This is a genomic window from Eikenella sp. Marseille-P7795, from assembly GCF_916618725.1.
GTDB lineage: Bacteria > Pseudomonadota > Gammaproteobacteria > Burkholderiales > Neisseriaceae > Eikenella > Eikenella longinqua.
On sequence record NZ_CAKAJZ010000002.1, the window covers coordinates 244388 to 262065 of the forward strand.

At 59.3% G+C, this 17678-nt stretch carries 19 protein-coding genes; 10 read left to right on the forward strand and 9 right to left on the reverse strand.

The features are described 5' to 3' along the window. Nucleotides 1-86: 86 nt before the first annotated feature. Together rpsT and LG371_RS04555 are read right to left on the reverse strand one after the other, a co-directional pair. Entirely contained in the window at nt 87-350 is a 264-nt protein-coding gene (gene rpsT, locus LG371_RS04550) for a 30S ribosomal protein S20 (protein ID WP_003823349.1), read from the reverse strand. Between the two features lie 200 nt (nt 351-550). After that, on the reverse strand, nt 551-1624 hold the full coding sequence (locus LG371_RS04555; protein ID WP_067589888.1) for an AI-2E family transporter: 1074 nt from the start codon (nt 1622-1624) through the stop codon (nt 551-553). 246 nt (nt 1625-1870) lie between these two features. On the opposite strand from LG371_RS04555, the gene LG371_RS04560 reads away from it, so the two are divergent. Then, nucleotides 1871-2707: a DUF1853 family protein gene (locus LG371_RS04560; protein ID WP_225747839.1), complete on the forward strand. Its 837-nt coding sequence runs from the start codon at nt 1871-1873 to the stop codon at nt 2705-2707. Between the two features lie 190 nt (nt 2708-2897). Here the strand turns inward: LG371_RS04560 and LG371_RS04565 are convergent, their stop codons facing one another. From LG371_RS04565 to LG371_RS04595, 7 genes are all read right to left on the reverse strand, one after another. Then, nucleotides 2898-3548, reverse strand: coding sequence for a MarC family protein (locus LG371_RS04565; protein WP_225747840.1), 651 nt, complete (start codon nt 3546-3548; stop codon nt 2898-2900). Nucleotides 3549-3571: 23 nt separating this feature from the next. Beyond that, nucleotides 3572-4108 carry a cysteine hydrolase family protein gene (locus LG371_RS04570; protein ID WP_067589897.1) on the reverse strand — a complete coding sequence of 179 codons (537 nt, stop codon included), beginning with the start codon at nt 4106-4108 and terminating at the stop codon, nt 3572-3574. A gap of 265 nt (nt 4109-4373) precedes the next feature. Continuing rightward, nucleotides 4374-5486 carry a rod shape-determining protein RodA gene (gene rodA, locus LG371_RS04575; protein ID WP_225747841.1) on the reverse strand — a complete coding sequence of 371 codons (1113 nt, stop codon included), beginning with the start codon at nt 5484-5486 and terminating at the stop codon, nt 4374-4376. Nucleotides 5487-5489: 3 nt separating this feature from the next. Next, on the reverse strand, nt 5490-7547 hold the full coding sequence (mrdA, locus tag LG371_RS04580; protein ID WP_067589903.1) for a penicillin-binding protein 2: 2058 nt from the start codon (nt 7545-7547) through the stop codon (nt 5490-5492). Beyond that, the gene (mreD, locus tag LG371_RS04585) at nt 7544-8047 is read right to left on the reverse strand and encodes a rod shape-determining protein MreD (RefSeq protein WP_225747842.1); all 504 of its coding nucleotides are present in this window, start codon (nt 8045-8047) and stop codon (nt 7544-7546) included. The genes mrdA and mreD overlap by 4 nt, the downstream gene beginning before the upstream one ends. A gap of 2 nt (nt 8048-8049) precedes the next feature. Then, nucleotides 8050-8925, reverse strand: coding sequence for a rod shape-determining protein MreC (mreC, locus tag LG371_RS04590; protein WP_225747843.1), 876 nt, complete (start codon nt 8923-8925; stop codon nt 8050-8052). Nucleotides 8926-9039: 114 nt separating this feature from the next. After that, nucleotides 9040-10074 (reverse strand): rod shape-determining protein, encoded by a 1035-nt coding sequence (locus LG371_RS04595; protein WP_067589912.1) that lies wholly within the window; start codon nt 10072-10074, stop codon nt 9040-9042. 197 nt (nt 10075-10271) lie between these two features. Between LG371_RS04595 and gatC the strand changes: the two genes are divergently transcribed. The 9 genes from gatC (at nt 10272) to gatB (ending at nt 17510) form a co-directional block, all read left to right on the forward strand. Beyond that, nucleotides 10272-10562 carry an Asp-tRNA(Asn)/Glu-tRNA(Gln) amidotransferase subunit GatC gene (gene gatC, locus LG371_RS04600; RefSeq protein ID WP_067589915.1) on the forward strand — a complete coding sequence of 97 codons (291 nt, stop codon included), beginning with the start codon at nt 10272-10274 and terminating at the stop codon, nt 10560-10562. Nucleotides 10563-10655: 93 nt separating this feature from the next. Then, the gene (locus tag LG371_RS04605; RefSeq protein WP_225747844.1) at nt 10656-11162 is read left to right on the forward strand and encodes a hypothetical protein; all 507 of its coding nucleotides are present in this window, start codon (nt 10656-10658) and stop codon (nt 11160-11162) included. Between the two features lie 179 nt (nt 11163-11341). After that, the gene (locus LG371_RS04610) at nt 11342-12064 is read left to right on the forward strand and encodes a hypothetical protein (RefSeq protein WP_225747845.1); all 723 of its coding nucleotides are present in this window, start codon (nt 11342-11344) and stop codon (nt 12062-12064) included. Between the two features lie 56 nt (nt 12065-12120). Then, nucleotides 12121-12726, forward strand: coding sequence for a DUF4240 domain-containing protein (locus LG371_RS04615; protein ID WP_067589924.1), 606 nt, complete (start codon nt 12121-12123; stop codon nt 12724-12726). A gap of 47 nt (nt 12727-12773) precedes the next feature. After that, nucleotides 12774-13355 carry a DUF4303 domain-containing protein gene (locus tag LG371_RS04620; RefSeq protein WP_225747846.1) on the forward strand — a complete coding sequence of 194 codons (582 nt, stop codon included), beginning with the start codon at nt 12774-12776 and terminating at the stop codon, nt 13353-13355. Between the two features lie 68 nt (nt 13356-13423). Further along, entirely contained in the window at nt 13424-14872 is a 1449-nt protein-coding gene (gene gatA, locus LG371_RS04625) for an Asp-tRNA(Asn)/Glu-tRNA(Gln) amidotransferase subunit GatA (RefSeq protein ID WP_225747847.1), read from the forward strand. A 30-nt stretch (nt 14873-14902) separates the two neighbouring features. Next, nucleotides 14903-15286 carry a hypothetical protein gene (locus LG371_RS04630; RefSeq protein ID WP_225747848.1) on the forward strand — a complete coding sequence of 128 codons (384 nt, stop codon included), beginning with the start codon at nt 14903-14905 and terminating at the stop codon, nt 15284-15286. An 84-nt stretch (nt 15287-15370) separates the two neighbouring features. Next, nucleotides 15371-15994, forward strand: a complete 624-nt coding sequence (locus LG371_RS04635; protein WP_067589933.1) for a trimeric intracellular cation channel family protein — start codon at nt 15371-15373, stop codon at nt 15992-15994. An 85-nt stretch (nt 15995-16079) separates the two neighbouring features. Further along, nucleotides 16080-17510 (forward strand): Asp-tRNA(Asn)/Glu-tRNA(Gln) amidotransferase subunit GatB, encoded by a 1431-nt coding sequence (gene gatB, locus LG371_RS04640; RefSeq protein WP_225747849.1) that lies wholly within the window; start codon nt 16080-16082, stop codon nt 17508-17510. The last annotated feature ends 168 nt before the right edge of the window (nt 17511-17678 follow it).

The window sequence follows — 17678 nt, forward strand, 5'->3', positions numbered from 1 at the left end:
GTAGCCTTTATCTTACCAAGCAAACAGGCAAAACAAAGCCGCATCTGTTTATCATCAGATGCGGCAGCGTCGATACAGGCAGGCGTTTAGGCCATGGCTTTGATTTTGGCGGCCAAACGGCTCTTATGGCGGGCAGCCTTGTTTTTGTGGAACACGCCTTTGTCGGCAATGCGGTCCATCACTTTGGTGGCAGCCACGAATTCGGCTTGGGCGGCGGCTTTGTCGCCACTTTCAACAACTTTCAAAACTTTCTTTACCGCAGTGCGGAAAGCAGTACGCAGGCTGGCATTGTGTGCACGGTTTTTCTGCGACTGGCGGGCGCGTTTGCGTGCCTGGGCGCTATTGGCCATATGAAAAATCTCCTGATAAGTAAAATAAAATCCGTAAGCGCGGCATTTTACTGGCGATATTGTTTAAATGCAAGCAGGTAATGGGTACTTTGCCGGCAGATTGCGGCAGGCAGGCGGGCTTGCAACAAATCTGCCCGCCGGAAGGCGGCCTGAAAATGCAGCGGCAGATTTTTCAGGTAGCCCCTATGGCCCGCCCGGCCTCACTTCTCGCTACGGTAAAACCGGCTACCCATATAGGCCGAGGCCGCCTCGCGCAGCAGCACCAGCGTCACCGCCGCCAAAGGCAGCGCCAGCAGCATGCCCACAAAGCCAAACAGGCTGCCGAAGGCCATCAGGGCGAAAATCACCCAAAACGGCGACAGGCCGATGCGGTCGCCCACAATCTTCGGCGTGATGAAGAAGCTCTCCAGAAACTGCCCCACCGCAAACACCGCCCACACCGTGAGCAGCCCCTGCCAAGTGCCGAATTGCAACAGCGCCGCCATCGTGGCCAGCAGCAGCCCGGTGAACGCCCCCAAATACGGCACAAACACCAGCAGCCCAGCCACCATGCCGATAGCAAAGCCCGATTCCAGCCCCGCCAGCATCAGGCCCAAACCGTAGAGCAGCCCCATCACCAGCATCACCGTGAGCTGCCCGCGCAAAAATTCGCCCAACACCGTATCCATATTGCCGCCGATGCGCGTGTAGGCCGCCAGATAGCGGCGCGGCACCATCTTCCTGATGCCTTCCGTCCAGCGCGCCCAATCCAGCAGGAAGTAGTAGAGCAAAAAGGGCAGCAGCGCCAAATTGCCCGCCATCGAAACCAGGCTGCCGCCCTGCGCCATCAACGCCGACACCGCCTTGGAAAGATTGGCGCGAATGCTGCCCAAATGCTGGGTGAGCAGCGCCGTTACCGATTCCTCGTTCAGCACAAAATGCGTGCCCAACGCATGATTCAGCCGCGGCAGCGCCTTCTGCTGCACAAACGCCACCAGCGCCGGCAATTTTTCCAGCAAACTGCCAAACTGCTGCACCAGCATCGGCACCACAATCAGCAGCAGCAACACCAAAAGCAGCAGCGCAAACACCATCACCAGCATCGAAGCCACCGAGCGCCGCACCTTGTGCCGGCAAAGCTTCTCCACCAGCGGGTTCAAAATATAAGCCAGTACCGCCGCCGTAATAAACGGCGAGAGCACATCCCGCATCTGCACCACCAGCGCCACCACCGTGAGCAACACCGCCAAGCCCACCGCCCACGGCAGCCAGCCGCGTTTCTTTGCCTGATACATCCGTCTTTTCCTATCAAAATAAACATTTCCGGCCAAGAGCCGTGAGGCGCGCATTATCCGGCGTCGCGCCGCAAAACACAAACCCTTTGCCGCCGCCCCGCAAGCCAAAGCCCGCCCAAAACGCAGCTTCAATGCAACAAAACAGCCGCCAAACCATTTTTCAGGTAGCCTCTTCCCTGCCAAGCACCCTTTTCAAAGCCACTTATTTTCAGGTAGCCTTAAGCCCCCTTCCCAGCGCATTCCCCCATGAACTACGCCCTCGACGCCCTCTGGTGGCAGCTACGCCACCCCGCCGCCCGCGACCTCGCCGCCCTGCTCACGCCCGCCCCTGTGGCACAGCGGCTGCGAGCTCCCGTAGCCAAACTGCTCGGCGGCCACGGCTTCCGCTTCCTGCTCCGGCTCGACCAAGAGCCCGCCCCCCTGCAACACTGGCTTCAGCAAGAAGCCCCCTTCGGTCAGCGCCTCGGCCACTACGCCGAAAGCCTGCTCGCCTTCTGGCTCAGCCACGCCCCCCATTGCCAACTCATCGCCCGCAACCACCCCATCCGCGATACAAACGGCCGCACCCTCGGCGCCGCCGACTTCCTCTGCCTCATCCACCGGCAGCCCCACCACCTCGAGCTCACCTGCAAATACTACGGCGGCCGCAGCCCGCGAACTGCGCGGCCTCAACCCCGCCGACACCCTCCCACAAAGCCGCCAAAATCCGGCAGCAAACCCAACTGCTGCACAGCCCCGCCGCCCAAGCCCAACTGCCGCACAGCTTCAAGGCTACCTGAAACCTCCCCACGCCCCGCTCCACACCGCCACCATCGTGCGCGGCATCGGCTTCACCCCAAACGGCACACCCAACGGCGCCCCGCTCAACCCCTCGGCTGGAGCGGCCTGCTGCTCAAAGTATGGGCCGACTATCCGCCCAGCCCCAGCAGCGCTCACCCCTGCCCCGCCTCGCCTACCTCGCCCCCGCCCGCGTGCCCATTGAGCACACCCTCACTGCCGCCGAGCTCGCCAGCCAGCCGCCCGGCCTCATCGCCGTGGTTGAGCCGCGCCCCGACGGCCTGTGGCACGAAACTCAGCGCCTGATGCGCCTGCCATAGCCGCAGAAAACCGAAGCCGGATATTTTTCAGGTAGCCTCCAATCTGTACTCAGGCTACCTGAAAATAGAAACCGCACAGCATCAGCACCTTTTCAGGTAGCCCCTCCCCTACGCCCATCCCGCATAAAACAACAGGGCGGGTATCCCCGCCCTGCATCACAGCCAGCAATTTCCCATTAGCCCATAATTTTCAAGCCCGGGAACAAACCGCGCAAACCAGAGAGCACAATCTCCACCGCAATCGCCGCCAGCAGCAGGCCGGACACACGGTTGATGATTTTGATGCCCACGCTGCCGAGCAGCTTGCTCAACCTGGCCGCACCCGCCAGCAGCAGATAGCAGGCCACCCCCACCATAAAGCAGGCGGCCAGCAGCTGCACAGCGTCAATCCACGTTTTCACATGGCTGCTGTGAATAATCACAATGGAGAAACCGCCCGGGCCCACGATAATCGGCGTGGCCATCGGCACCACGGCAAAAGCAAACTGCTTCTCCGGCGGCAGGCTCGAATGCTCATGCTCATTGTTGAAACTAGGCTTCACCGGATTGTCTTCGCCGCCCATCATGCTCAGGGCAATCACAAACACCAAAATCCCGCCGGAAATCTGGAAAGCCGGAATGCTGATGCCCAACACTTTCAGCAGCGGCGTGCCGATCACCCCGGCCACCACCATGCACACAAAAGCGCTCATCGCCACCAGGCGCGCGGTTTTGCGCTGCTCCTTCGGCGTGAAGTTTTCTGTTTTCTCCACAAAGTAGCCCAGTGCAATCAATGGGTTGTTCAGCACAATCAGGCCGGTAAACAAATATAGGGTATAGGTAATCATCTTTTTTCTCTCAAACAATCCAATCAGGCAGACAGCAGCGCCACGGCTTCGTCCACGCTCGGCATGGCGGCAAAACGGTCGCGCATAATATCGAAATTGTGGTGCTCATACAGCTCTTGCGCCGACCAGCGGCCGTTGCCCAGCGTGCTGTTGGCGCCTTCCGGCAAAATCACTTCAAAGCCCAAATCGCTGGCGGTGCGCACCGTGGTTTCCACGCAGTATTCGGTCATCATGCCGGCCACCACCAGGCGCGCCACGCCCTTGCCGTGCAGATAATCCAACAAATCCGTGCCGCGGAAGGCGCTGCTATACCATTTATCCACCACCTTTTCGCCGGGCTGCGGCGCCACGGCGGCGGCAATCTGCCAGCCGGGCGTGTGCGGCGCAAAGGGCGAGCCAGCTTCGTTTTCGTTGTGGCGCACATAAATCACTTCGTGCCCGTGCGCACGGGCGGCGGCCAGCAGGCGGCCGATGGCGGCGAGCATTTCCGCGCCGCGATACGCGCCCATATCCAGCAGCGCCTGCTGGGTGTCGATGACCAGTAAAACGGTTTTCTTCATGTTGTTCTTTCTGTGGCGAAGGCTACCTGAAATTTCGGCTTCAGCGCAGCCAAAAACAATAAGCCCGGCGCAGGCCGGAGCAATGCCGCTATTTTATACGCGCGGCGCGGGCTTTGCTATGGAGGAACACCACACTGGGTCAAATATATAGCGGATTCAACACACCTAGCGGCCATTTTGCATGGGAAATCCCTACCTACGGCAAAGGCTACCTGAAAGCGTGAGCTTCGCAGAAACTCACTACGTTCGTTTTCAGGTAGCCTGCTTACATCTTGGTCTGCTGGTTGCTGATGCCCATCAGCATGGCGATGATGATCATGATGGAGAGCGTGGCCGTGCCACCGTAGCTCACCAGGGGCAGCGGCACGCCCACCACCGGCAGAATGCCGCTCACCATGCCCATGTTCACGAAAATATAGCAAAACAGCGTCATGGTGAGTGCGCCGGCCAAGGTGCGGCTGTAGAGCGTGGGCGCTTTGGCGGCAATGTAGAGGCCGCGCCCCAGCATCACGGTGTACACCAGCAGGAGCAGGATGTTGCCGATGAGGCCGAATTCTTCGCCATACACGGCAAAGATGAAGTCGGTGGTGGATTCGGGGATGTAGTCGAGATGGGTTTGCGTGCCGTTGAGCCAACCTTTGCCCCAGATGCCGCCGGAGCCGATGGCGGTCATCGACTGCAAAATGTGGTAGCCGGCGCCGAGCGGATCTTTACTTGGATCAAGCAGGGTGAGTACGCGGGTGCGCTGGTAGTCGTGCATCACATAATTCCACATCAGCGGCAGCGAGGCGAAAAAGCCCACCACCGACACGGCAATCACGCGCCACGACAGCCCGGCGAAAAACATCACAAACAGCCCGGAAGCCATAATCAGCACCGCTGTGCCCAAATCGGGCTGCTTCAAAATCAAGAACACCGGCGCCATCACCAGCCCCAGCGCGCCCAAATAATGCTTCCAATCCAGCTCCGTTTCGTGCTTCTGCAAAAACCAGGCCACCGTCATCGGCAGCGCGATTTTCATCAGCTCGGAAGGCTGCAGGCGCACGATGCCCAAGTTCAGCCAGCGCTGCGAGCCGTTTACGGTGATGCCGAAAAAGTGCACGCCGATCAGCATCAGCAGGCTGAAGGCATACAGCGGCACGGCAAAATTGCCCAACACCTGCGGCCGCGTGCGGGCGATGCCCCACAGCAGCACGAAGCCCAATACCGTGTGCAGGGTTTTGTTTTCCAGCTGGCCGATGCTCTGGCCGTCGGCCGAATACAGCAGAAACAGGCTCATCACATAGATGGCGAGCATGCTGTAAAACAGCCACATATCCATCGGCTCCCAGATTTTCTGCCAATAGCGGCGGATTGAACGGACGGGATGTTGTTGCATGGCTTATCGCACCTCCGACGCGGCGGCGGGCTGGCTGGCCGGAAGGCTACCTGAAACCGCCTGATAGGCAGACAGCGTGCGCACCGCCTGGGCATGGATGATCGGATATTCGGTTTGACTCATCGCCCCGGCGCCGGGCACGGCCGGCTTGGGCAAGGGCAGGTCTTTGCCATTTTCGCCCTGCAGCTGGAGCAGGTAGAAATCGGCCAGCTGGCGGGCAATCGGCGCGGCGTTGGCGCCCCAACCGCCGTTTTCCAGCAACACGGCAATGGCGATTTTCGGATTTTGCACGGGCGCAAAGGCGATAAACCAGGCGTGGTCGCGGTGCTGCTCGGCCAGCGCCGCCGCATTATAGGATGCGCCCTGCCGAATCTGCACCACCTGCGCGGTGCCGGTTTTGCCGCCCATGCTGTATTTCAGCCCGCTGCCCACGCGCCAGGCCGTGCCGCCCGGGCGCAGCACGCGCTCCATGCTCTGCTTCACAAAGGTGAAATATTCCGGCTTGAACGGCAGGCGGGCGCTGGGCTCGGTGCCCACCAGCATGCGGGTTTGGTTTTGATGATCAATCAGCTCGCGCACCAGATGCGGGCGGTACATCACGCCGTCATTGGCCAGGGTGGCGGTGGCGTGCGCCATTTGCAGCGGCGTGTAGGCGTTGTAGCCCTGCCCGATGCTCACCGGCACCATATCGGCCGGATTCCAGCGGCGGGCGGATTCGTTGCGGGCGTTGGCAAAACGGCGCGCTTTCCATTCGGGGCTGGGCAGGATGCCTTTGTATTCGTTGGGCAGGTCGATGCCGGTTTGCCGGCCGAAACCGAAGTGCGCCAGATAGGGGTAGGCTTTGTTGATGCCCATTTCGTAGCCCAGGCGGTAGAAGAAGGTGTCGGACGATACTTGGATGGCCTTGCCCAAATTGGCCGAGCCATGCCCGCTGCGCACCGAATCGCGGAACTGGTGTCGGCTGCCGGGAATGCTCCACGCGCCGGGGGCGGGCAGCACGGTATAGGGCGTAATCTGCCCGCTTTGCAGTGCGGCCATGCCCATGAAGGGCTTGAAGGTGGAACCGGGCGGATACAGGCCTTGGGTTACGCGGTTGATCAACGGGCGCTGCCAATCTTCGTTCAGGCTTTTCCAGGTGTCGCCGTCGATGCCGTCGATAAACAGGTTGGCATCGTAGGACGGCTTGGACACCAAAGCCAGCACGCCGCCGCTTTGCGGGTCGATCGCCACCACCGCGCCGCGCCGGTTGCCCAGCAAATCGCTGGCTTTCTGCTGCATGCGGATGTCGAGCGACAGGCGCAGGGTTTGCCCGCTCACCGCCGGCGCGGTTTTCAGGGTGCGCACGATGTTGCCCTGCGCGTCTTTTTCCACTTCCTGATAGCCGGGCATGCCGTGCAGCTGCTGTTCGTAGAAGTTTTCCAAGCCCATTTTGCCGATGTGGGTGGTGCCGCGGTAAAGCTCGTAGCGGTCTTCGCTTTCCAGACGGTCACGGTCTTTGTCGCTGATGCGGCCGATGTAGCCGAGGATGTGGGTGGTGAGCTCGCCGTAGGGGTATTCGCGGAAGGTGCGGGCGTTCACTTCCACGCCTTTGAAGCGGAACAGCACCGCAGCCAGTCTGGCGGATTCTTCGGTGCTCAGTTTCAGTTTCAGCGGGATGCGTTCATAAGAGCGGGAATCGGCGCGGAAACGCTGAAAGCGTTTCAAATCGGCCTCGCTGATGTCCACATAGGAGCTCAGCGCCGGCACCAATTCCTCGATTTTCATTTCCAATTCGTTTGGGATGATTTCCAGCGAATAGGCCGGATAATTGTGAGCCAGCACCACGCCGTTCACATCGGTGATTTCGCCGCGAATCGGCGGAGTGGGGATAAGGGAGATGCGATTGGTGGCGGCTTTGGCCACGAATTCTTCGTGCCGGGCTACCTGAAGCCGCACAAATTGCCACACCAACACGCTGAAAAACACCAAAATCATAGCAAAAGCCACCATCAGCCGCAGCAGGTAATCCTTCTGCCGGCGGCGGACAGGTTTGGCAGGTGTGTAATGGCGGCGCGACTTCATTTGCGGTTACGGCGGAAATGGGCGATGGCGAGCATCATATTGTTGAGCTGCGGCCACAAGAGGCCGGTGGTGACCGAGGGCAGCCACAGCCGCCACAACGAAAACAGCTGCTGCTGAAACAGGCTCACCAAGAAAATCACCGTTTGGCTGGCCAACATCGCGCCGGCCATCGCCACCGCCTGCCAGCCGAAAGAATTGAGCGCAATCTGCCGCCGCTTGCGTTCAATCAGAAACGCCGCCACGGTATAGGCCAAAGCATGCTGCCCCAAGAGCGAATTGCTGCCGATGTCCACCAGCAGGCCGATGCAGAATGCCGCGCCAATGCCGATCAGCTGCGGGCGGTGCAGCAGCCAATAAGCCAGCAGAATCAGCGTGAAATCCGGCAGCGGATACACCCAGGGCGGCGGCACCGGAATAAAATCCAGCAGCAACACCAGCAAAAAGCTGAACGCCACCCAGCGTTTGGGCGTGGCTTCTTTGAGCGGGTTCACCGGCGCCATGGCTACTCCTCCTCGGCCGGGGCGGAAGCACTTTCAGGTAGCCTGGCGGCGGCCTGCGGCTTCTGCGGAATCACCAGCACATAGCTGCTGCTGTTTAAATGGGCGGCCGGTTGCAGCGTGGTGCGGTAATACGGCGTGCCGGAATTGCGGTCGGCACGCAGCACCTTGGCAATCGGGATGCCGGCCGGGTAGATGCTGTCGATGCCGGAGGTCACCAGCAAATCGCCTTCTTTCAGCTCTGCCGACACCGGAAAATAGCGCAAATCCAGCATATCGCCGCGCCCGTACACCAGCGTGCGCACCCCGCTCTCGGCCACCATCGCCGGAATCACAAACTGGCGGTGGTTGATCAGCGTCACCTCCGCCGTGGCCGGCTGCACGGCGGTAACCTGGCCGATTAAGCCCTGCTCGTCGCTCACCGGGTCACCCACTCGGATGCCGCTGCCGCTGCCCTTGGTAATCAAGATGCGGTCGGCCTGCGGGATGCGCCCGTTGGACACAATCTCCGCCAGCACGGCCTGCGGTGTCAGAAGCGGCTGCAGGCGGTTGAGCGTTTTCAGTTCGCCCAATTCGCGCGCCGCTGGCGCCTGCAACTGCAACTGCATGCTCAGGCGGGCGTTTCCTTCTTTCAGGCGGGCGTTTTCAGCCAGCAGCTGCTGTTTGTCCTGCATATAGGACGTGCCGCTGCGCACCCATTGGGCCGGCTGGCGCGCCACCCACTGCAGCGGATACAGCCCAGTGGCCACATAAGATTTGGCCTGCTGCAAGGCGGCATAGCGGTTGTCGAGCACCATCAGCGCCATCGACAGCATGCCCAGCAGCACCAGCTTGCCGGTGGGCGTGATAATCGGACTGACAAAATTGATTTCTTGCGACATGGGGGATACAGGCTACCTGAAAACTGAAAACACAATACCAACAGGCATGTCTGGAAAGGGAAGCCGGTATTCCGCGCCAAGCAGCGTGTGCCGGGCGGAATACCGGGGAAGAAATTATACGGTGGTGAACACGGAATTCATCTTGCCGATGTAATCCAAAGCTTTGCCCGAACCGCGCACCACGCAGGTGAGCGGATCTTCGGCAATGCTCACCGGCAGGCCGGTTTCCTCGGCCAGCAAGCGGTCCAAACCGTTGAGCAGCGCGCCGCCGCCGGTGAGCACCAGGCCGCGGTCGGCAATATCCGCGCCCAGCTCGGGCGGGGTTTGCTCCAGCGCGTTTTTCACGGCCTGCACGATTTGGTTCAGCGGCTCGGCCAAGGCTTCTAGCACTTCGTTGGAGCTGATGGTGAAGGCGCGCGGCACGCCCTCGGCCAGGTTGCGGCCCTTGGCTTCGATTTCGCGCACGGCGGTGCCCGGGAAAGCGGTGCCGATGGCTTTTTTGATTTCCTCGGCGGTGGTTTCGCCGATCAGCATGCCGTAGTTGCGGCGCACGTAGTTGATAATGGCTTCGTCGAAGGCATCGCCGGCCACGCGGATGGAATGGGAATACACCACGCCGGTGAGGGAGATGATGCCCACTTCGGTGGTGCCGCCGCCGATGTCCACCACCATGGAGCCGGTGGGCTCTTCAATCGGCAGGCCGGCGCCGATGGCTGCGGCCATAGGCTCTTCAATCAGGTTTACCGAAGCCGCACCGGCCTGCTTGGCCGAATCGTGAATCGCTTTGCGCTCCACCTGGGTGGAGCCGCAGGGCACGCAAATCACGATGCGCGGCGCGGCGGCGAAGCGGCTGTTGTTCACTTTGCGGATGAAGTGCTTGAGCATTTTTTCGGTTACGTCGAAATCGGCAATCACGCCGTCTTTCATCGGGCGCACGGCCTGAATCGTGCCGGGCGTGCGGCCCAACATGCGCTTGGCTTCCGCACCCACCGCCACCGTGGCATTGTTGTTGCTCATGTCGTTGGGCAGCGCCACCACCGAGGGCTCGTCCAAAACGATGCCGCGGCCTTTGATGTAAATCAGGGTGTTGGCCGTACCTAAGTCGATGGCCAGATCATTGGAGAAATATCGGGTGAGAAAGCGGAACATGCTTTAAATCCTAGCGTTTGAATACAGAGAAAACCAAGCCTGATGAGAACCGGCGCATTTTCAGGTAGCCTCTTCACACGCCGTGCCGAGCGGCAGGCTTTTAGGCTATAATCCGAGCTTTGCAAGCCGGTTTTGATTGAAACGCGTAATGATACCCGAGATTGGGCGGTTTGCTAAACATAATTTAAGGAAATTTTATGTCGCTTACACTTTCCGACGTCGAAAAAATCGCCCGCCTGTCGCGCCTGAGCCTGGACGAAACCGAGAAAAACACCGTGTTGGGCGAGCTCAACGGCATTCTCGACATGGTGGCGCAAATGCAGAGCGTGAACACCGACGGCGTCGAGCCGATGACCCATCCGCACGAAGTCGCCCTGCGCCTGCGCGAAGACCAAATCACCGAAACCGACCACGCCGCCGAATACCAGGCCTGCGCACCCGAAGTGCGCAACCGCCTGTATATCGTGCCGCAGGTGATTGAAGAATAATTTTCAGGTAGCCTTTACCCGCAGCAGGCTACCTGAAAAATATCCGCTTCCGCATAGCCGACCCAATGCACCCCCTCTGCCCACCCCGACACCATGAAAAAATTCCTCCTTGCCGCCCTCTTCGGCCTCCTCGCCGCCGGCGTTCACGCCGAAGTGAGTCCTGCCGAACGCGAAGCCAACCCCAAAGCCGCCGAACTGGCGCAAACCAAGCTGGGCGAGCCCGTGCGCCTCTACAGCTACCAAAGCGACGACGACGGCGCCTACACCGCCCATCTCTACCCCGACACCATCCGCCCCCTCGGCGAAGGCTGGTATGCCGCCGTATCGCGCCACCGTTCGCAACGCGGCGACACCGAGCCCTATATGCTCGTGCTCGACTGGGTATTTTGCGGCAGCAGCAAGCAGCAGTCCGTGATGAGTGCGCTGGCCCTGTTTGACGCCGACGGCAAACCCAACGGCCTGAAAGACACCCACCCCTATGCCAAACCCGCCGAACTGAGCGAAGGAGACATCGGCGAGCTCAACGCTCCCGAAGGCGAAGAAAAACACAGCGCCGAAATGGTGCAGGCCGTATGCAGCCGCGTGGAAGCACGCAAATAGCGCAACCCAGTTTTCAGGTAGCCTCCCGCATCAATCAGGCTACCTGAAAGCGCGAGCTTCAACGCAGCTAAACGAGCAAAGCAAGTTTCTGCGAAGCGAAAACGCAGGCCGCAACACGGCAAAACCCGCCGCGATATTTTTCAGGTAGCCCGAAACGCCCGCCCAGCAAAGACCACCCCATGCCCATCCGCCGCCCTCTCCCCGCCCTCGCCGCCTTCTACCAAACCGTGCACGGGCTGGAAACCAACGGATACCTGCCCCTGCATTACCCCGCAAACGGCAACCCAAACGCATTCCGCAGCGATTATTTCGGCGATGAATACCCCCACCGCCACATCATCGCCCTCAACAGCATGGACGATTTCTTTTTTGTAGACGACCGCGAAGCCGCGCAAGGTTTTCCCGTGTATTTCTGCTACCACGACGGCGATTGGGAGCAGCCCTTTGCCGTATCTCCCGCTTTGGCAGAATTTGCCCGCTTCCTGCTGCGCCTGCGCCAAATCATGGAAACGGGGCAAGACAGCAGCCAAACCGCCGACTTCATCGCCCGACATTGCGACGTGGCGCACAACGGATTCTGGCAGGAAGTGCACCAAAGCCTGTGCGAACAAAAAGAGCTGGAAGCCGAGTGGGCGCGCCAAGAAGCCCTCCGCCAAGCCAAAATTGCCGGCGGCGACTGGGTGTTCGGCCACATCGTGATTACCGACTTGGGCCAAGCCAAAACCAAAGTGGCCGCCCGCATGAAACAGCTCCACGGCCTAAGCACCGCCGAAGCCCTGGCCGCCGCCAACCGCCTCCCCATCCTCTACCGCAGCGGGCTGTGGCAATATATGCGCGCCCATTTGGAAGAACTGCATTCGTGGGGCGTCAGCGCGCAATTCGTCCCTCAGTCCGAGCAATAACAGTTTTCAGGTAGCCTCTTTTTCAGGCAGCCTGAAAACAGAACGGCAGCAACACCATGACCCCGAACGACTTTTGGCACATCATCGAACAAGCCCGACCCGCATCGCACAGCATCGCCGAGTTCAACCACAACCTCGGCCGCGCACTGGCCGCGCTGCCCGACGAAGACTTGCTGTATTTCCATGATTTTTTTGAACACTACGAAACCGCCGTCATCGCCAGCCCCAACCAGCTCATTTGGTCCGCCCTGTCGCTGGTGCACGGCGGCAAACACGCCTACCACACCTACGGCTTTGCCGCCTGGCTGATTTTGCAGGGCAAAAGCACCTATCTTGCCGTATTGCACGATGCCGACCGCCTTGCCGACACCGCAGCCGCCCCCGACTATTGCAGCGGCTGCCTGAAAGGGCACGAACACGAATTTCCCGAGCAGCGTTATCTCGCCGGCAAAATCTACCGCGAACGCACCCGCACCGGCATCCGCGCCTTCAAAAAAACCGCCGCCGAATTCGCCAAAAAAGCCCATGCCCAATGGCAAAACACCGCGCGGCAGGAATTGGACATCCCCGTCTGCCCCCGCGACAGGAATTGGACAATGGAAGACCTCGCCGCCGTGCTGCCCAACACCTACCGCAAATACATCCTGCACCAACACAGTTAAAGGCAGAATCCGATTTTTCAGGTAGCCCCAAAACCCGAAGGAAACCCATGCCCGCCGAAGCACAAACCCTGCACCACACCGCCGCCGCCCACATCCGCCAATGCTTCGCCCGCATCAGGCAGCAGGCCGAACAGGACGGCAAAGACATCGCCGCCTATTATTTCTATTTGGTGGACGACTTTTTCGCCGCCGGCAACGCCGCCATCACCCGCCAAGATTTCGCCGCCTTCGCCGCCCGGCACGCAGACGACTACCCGAACTGCACCCTGCTGCACGCCATTTGGGACGGCCGATGCACACTGTACGAAGGCGACGACGAAATCCAAAATATTTCAGACAACTGGCTGGAAAACCAAAGCAAACTCTACCAAACGGCCTACCACAGCATAGAAAACCTAGGCGGCGACGAAGATGCCTACCAACAAAAACGCGCCGCATACGAAACCGCCCTGATTGCCGCCCTGCAACAATGCGACCGAGAAGGCCTGTTCGGCAACCGCGCCGAAAACGGCATCCTGCTGTTTGCATTTTATATTGATGACTACGACGAAAATGACGGACAATCCCTGCTTTACCGTTCCACCACGCAGCTCAACCCGGCGGATACCTACCAAAAACTGGCAGGCTGATATTTTCAGGCAGCCTCACACCCAATTAACCCTTTTAAAATCCAATACATTTCCAAGCGAAAGACCTTATGACCACCTACACCCTCAAACAAGCCAGCACCCTGCTGCAATCCAAACAAACCTCCGCCGTCGAACTCGCGCAGGAATACCTTGCCGCCATCGCCGCGCAAAACCCCGCCATCAACAGCTACATCACGCTGGACGCGGAAAAAACCCTCGCCGAAGCCCGCGCGGCGGACGAACGCATCGCGCAAGGCAGGGGTGGCGCGCTCACCGGCGTGCCCGTCGCCTACAAAGACATCTTCTGCCAAACCGGCTGGCGCAGCGCGTGCGGCTCGAAAATGCTCGACAACTTCGTCGCCCCCTACACCGCCACTGTGGTGCAAAACCTACTCGACGCGGGCATGGTAACGCTCGGCCGCACCAATATGGACGAATTCGCCATGGGCTCGACCAACGAAAGCTCGTTCTATGGCGCAACCAAAAATCCGTGGCATACCGAACACGTTCCCGGCGGCTCGTCCGGCGGTTCGGCAGCCGTGGTGGCCGCGCGCCTTGCCCCCGCCGCGCTCGGTTCGGACACCGGCGGCTCCATCCGCCAGCCCGCCGCCCACTGCGGCATCACCGGCATCAAGCCGACTTACGGCATCGTCTCCCGCTTCGGCATGGTGGCCTACGCATCCAGCTTCGACCAGGCCGGCCCGATGGCGCAAACCGCCGAAGACTGCGCTATTTTGTTGAACGCGATGGCGGGCTTTGACGAGCGCGATTCCACCAGTCTGGAACGCGAAAAAGAAGACTACACCCGCGATTTAAACCAACCGCTCAAAGGCTTGCGCGTCGGCCTGCCCAAAGAATACTTCACCGCCAGCAACAGCCCCGATGTGCAGGCTGCCTTGGAAAACGCCAAAACCCTGCTGCAACAACAGGGCGCGGAATTGGTGGAAGTTTCCCTACCGCAAACCGAGCTTTCCATCCCCGCGTATTACGTGCTCGCCTCCGCTGAAGCCAGCACCAACCTCTCGCGCTACGACGGCGTGCGCTACGGCCACCGCGCCGCCCAGTTCGCCGACTTGGACGAAATGTACAGCCGCACCCGCGCCGAAGGCTTCGGCAGCGAAGTGAAACGCCGCATCATGATTGGCACTTATGTGTTAAGCCACGGATATTACGACGCTTATTACCTGAAAGCGCAAAAACTGCGCCGCCTCGTCGCCAACGATTTTCAGGTAGCCTTCGCCCAATGCGACCTCATCCTCGCCCCCGCCGCGCCCACCGCCGCACCCAAACTCGGCGAGCTGAACCAAGACCCCGTGCAGGCGTATCTCTCTGATATTTATACCATCGCCGTCAATCTCGCCGGCCTGCCTGCCCTGTCCCTGCCCGCAGGCTTTGCCGCCAACGGCCTGCCCATCGGCGTGCAGTTGATTGGCAACTATTTTGCCGAAGCCAAAATCCTTGGCGCGGCGCACCAGATGCAGTTGGCGAGCGATTGGCATACGAAAGTGCCGGAGTAAAAATTTTCAGGTAGCCAAAAAATGGTTTTTATGCTTAAAAAACACATTATTGCATTACTTCTTACTTTCCCACTAATAGTACAAGCGGAGAGCTGCCTGAATTACGGCTGTGTCGTTTTATGGCGCAGACAAGCATATGACGAAGCTGTGTTACCCCAATGGAACCAATTGAAAAAAGTGGTAGAAAAACAATCTATATCTGATAGAGAAGCTTCTTTCATTTTGAATCACTATCAAGAATGGCGCGATATAAGCCTGAATGAATGTGAAGCGTACACACAAGAAGTGAGGCTGATAACACAGGACAAAAGGCAACAAGTCTCTACCTGTGTCAGCAGCATGATTGATAGGCGCGTGCTATTTCTAAAACAGAAACTTTCATACTTAAGAAACAATATACATTCAACATTTTAACTGAAAATTAAACCTAACCTTTCAGATAGATTTCCTTAAATAGATTTCCTTATCAATCGGCTACCTGAAAACCGAAATTACCCCATGACCTCCACCGATTTCATCCAAATCATCGGCACCGCCGCCTTCGCCGTATCCGGCTACCTCGTCGGCTACGGCAAGCGGCTCGACGTGCTCGGCGTCATCATCACCGCCCTGCTCACCGCTGTGGGCGGCGGCATGATGCGCGACGCCCTGGTCGGGCAAATCCCACAGGTATTCCAGCACACCGACGCGCTGATTGTCGTGTTTGCTACCCTCGCCCTCGCCTGGCTGCTGCGCCTGCAACGCTACCGCCGCACCTACCTGGCCGCCGCCTTCCTCATCGCCGACGCCATCGGCCTGGCCGCCTTCAGCATCACCGGCGCGCAAATCGGCATCGGCCTGCATCTAAACCTGTTCGGCGTCATCGTGCTCGCCTTCGTTACCGCCGTGGGCGGCGGCATCGCCCGCGACATTTTGGTAAACGACGTACCCATCGTATTGCGCGCCGACCTTTACGGCAGCGTCGCCATCCTCATCGGCGGCCTGATGTACCTCTTCGCGCGGCTCGGCTGGATCAACGCCTTCACCCTACACCTGCTGTTTGCCGCCGGCCTATTCCTGCGCCTGGCCGCCTACCGCTTCCACTGGCAGCTCCCCGGCTTCCAGCCGCACCGAAGGAAATAACGGAGGCTACCTGAAAAACAGATGGCATATTTTTCAGGTAGCCTTTGCAAACGATTAACCCTTTTCTCAATAGAAAGAACCTGCTATGACCTGGGAAACCGTAATCGGACTGGAAATCCACGTCCAACTCAACACCCAATCCAAAATTTTCAGCGGCGCATCGACCGCATTCGGTGCAGAACCCAACGCACACGCCAGCGTGGTGGAATGCGCCTTGCCGGGCGTTTTGCCCGTGATGAACCGCGAAGTCGTTGAAAAAGCCATCAAATTGGGCTTGGCTTTGGATGCGAAAATCAACCGGAAAAACGTGTTCGACCGCAAAAACTACTTCTATCCCGACCTGCCAAAAGGCTATCAAATCAGCCAGTTGGACTTGCCGATTGTGGAACACGGCAAGCTGGAAATCGTTGTCGGCGATGAAGTCAAGACCATCAACGTAACCCGCGCGCATATGGAAGAAGACGCGGGCAAATCCGTGCATGAAGGCTTGAACGGCGCGACCGGTATCGACCTGAACCGCGCCGGCACGCCGCTGCTGGAAGTGGTATCCGAACCCGAAATGCGCTCCGCTGCCGAAGCCGTGGCCTACGCCAAAGCCTTGCACGGTCTGGTAACTTGGCTGGACATCTGCGACGGCAATATGGCGGAAGGCTCGTTCCGCGTCGATGCCAACGTATCCGTGCACCCGAAAGGTCAGGCGGAGTTCGGCACGCGCCGCGAGATTAAAAACCTCAATTCCTTCCGCTTCTTGGAGCAGGCGATTAATTACGAAGTGGAAGCGCAAATCGAAATTTTGGAAGACGGCGGCAAAGTACAGCAGGCAACCATGCTGTTCGACCCCGAAAAAGGCGAAACCCGCGTGATGCGCCTGAAAGAAGACGCACACGACTACCGCTACTTCCCCGACCCCGACCTGCTGCCCGTCATCATTTCAGACGGCCAAATGCAGAAAGCCAAAGACGAAATGCCCGAGCTGCCGAAAGAAATGGCGGCGCGTTTCGTGGCGGATTACGGCGTGAGCGAATACGACGCGCGTCTCTTGACCGCCAGCCGCGTGCAGGCTGCCTATTTTGAAGAAGCCGCCAAAGCCAGCGGGCAAGGCAAATTGGTTGCCAACTGGATGAACGGTGAATTGGCCGCCGCGTTGCACAAAACCGAACTGGGGCTACCTGAAAGCCCGATTACCGCGCCGCGCCTTGCCGAACTGGTGGGCAAAATCGCCGACGGTACTTTAAGCAGTAAATTAGCGAAAAAAGCCTTTGAAGCCATGTGGGCAGAACCCGAAGCCTCCATCGCCCAAATCATCGAAAAACACGGCTTGCAGCAGATTACCGACACGGGCGCGATTGAAGCGATGGTCGATGAAGTGTTGGCAAACAACGCCAAAGCCGTCGAGCAGTTCAAATCGGGCAACGACAAAGCCCTGAATGCGATTGTGGGGCAGGTGATGAAGGCCAGCAGGGGCAAAGCCAATCCCGCGCAAGTGCAGGAGTTGGTGCGCGCAAAATTGCAGTAAGGCAGGTTGAGGCTACCTGAAAATTAGGAATACGTTTTTCAGGTAGCCTCCAACCCTCCGCCCAAACCCAAACCGCGCCACAATTCCGCCGCCGGATACTGCCCGCAACCCCAAGTTATGATACACTTGCGGCTTTCATTTGCCGCCGGCACCCGCTTAAGCGCGCCG